This window comes from Streptosporangium sp. NPDC006930 (genome assembly GCF_040635605.1).
Taxonomy (GTDB): Bacteria; Actinomycetota; Actinomycetes; order Streptosporangiales; family Streptosporangiaceae; genus Streptosporangium.
The window spans coordinates 1-1,454 of sequence record NZ_JBEYID010000071.1 but is presented as its reverse complement, the minus strand read 5'-3'; the positions used below and the strand labels follow the sequence as shown (position 1 = coordinate 1,454).

1 protein-coding gene is annotated in these 1,454 nt (G+C 40.1%); it reads right to left on the bottom strand.

The window, feature by feature from the left end; genetic code table 11:
* Positions 1 to 387: 387 nt before the first annotated feature.
* On the bottom strand, positions 388 to 1,068 hold the full coding sequence (locus tag ABZ664_RS39390; RefSeq protein ID WP_014727478.1) for an IS6-like element ISS1N family transposase: 681 nt from the start codon (positions 1,066 to 1,068) through the stop codon (positions 388 to 390).
* Positions 1,069 to 1,454 lie beyond the last annotated feature (386 nt).

Sequence of the window (1,454 nt, the reverse complement as noted above, 5' to 3'; positions counted from 1 at the left end):
CGACGACGGCATGGCCGCGCTGGCGGCGATCGAGGAGCACGCCCCCGACGTCGTCCTGCTCGACCTGCGCATGCCCCGCCACGACGGCATCTGGGCTGATACTGGATGCCAAACAACCAGATAATCAGCGTTAATAAGAGTATTAAAGTTAATGCGGTATAGTCAAAGTGGTTAATCAACCTAGCCAGGCTTTGATAGCGAGTGAGAACGGGCATAATCAGCCAAGTAATCGTCGCATAACTCAGGATAAATGTGACCAATAAACTGCTGAGGTAGATCATATATTTTCGCAACTGTTTCTAACTCCTTTTCTTGATGAGATTAACCCTATTTGGTTCTGTTGCGAAGTTTGAAAATCAAACGCGCCCGCTCTGAACTCCAAATATCTTAGGCTGGTATTCCCATTAATACCTTGATTTCAGTAGACACCGAAAAGCCGAAGAGCGTTCCATTTCTTCGGTTCTTTTTATATATTCCTCGAAGGGTCTCCATGCCCTTAATCGTGGAAGAGGCTGTACGGAGACTTTGATAAAATTTATTCCGTCGTTTAATAGGTCGATGGTCTTGTTCTATTAAATTGTTAAGATACTTCACAGTTCGGTGCTCTGTCTTAGTATATAAACCCACACTCTGTAACTTTCTAAAGGCGGAGCCAAGAGAAGGTGCTTTATCGGTCACAATTGCTTTCGGCTCACCAAACTGTTTATGGAGTCGTTTTAAGAAAGCATAGGCTGCTTGCGTATCCCGTTTCTTTCGTAACCAGATATCTAAGGTTAAGCCGTCCGCATCAATTGCACGATAAAGATAATGCCAACGTCCCTTAATTTTGATATAGGTTTCGTCCATTTTCCATGAATAGAAGGATTGTCTATTTTTCTTCTTCCAAAGATAATAGAGGACTTTGCTGTACTCTTGCACCCAACGATAAATCGTAGTATGACAAACATTTATTCCACGATCATATAACAATTCCTGAACTTCACGATAGCTTAGATTGTAACGCAGGTAGTAACCAACAGCGACAATAATGACGTCTTTTTTGAATTGTTTGCCTTTAAAATGATTCATTACTCTGTCCTCTCTGTCTTTTTTCTCAATTTTACACTAAAATAGATTTTTTGGAAAACTTTGCAACAGAACCTACTAGACAAAAGATCGGCTCCTAAAAATGGGTTTGTGATAAACACCATTTTAAAGGAAGCTGGTCTTTTTTGTCCGAACAGCGTCGGATTAATTTTACAATCTACCTATTAACCAAAATATCAAAAAAAGCGTATCATTGAAAGCGTAATGATTAAAACGTTTTTTACAAACGTTATAGAGGGGAGAAGTTAATATGGACTTAGTCGAAGAACTAGTCAATGTTGTTGGTAAAAAAAATGTTATTACTAACAAAGCAAAATCTTTACGTTTTAGGAAAGGGTACCGCTGAGGTAAGGGCGATGCAGTTGCAG

Coding starts and splice junctions, on each gene's coding strand:
- ABZ664_RS39390 (WP_014727478.1), bottom strand. CDS start 1,068: ATGAATCATTTTAAAGGCAAACAATTCAAAAAAGACGTCATTATTGTC.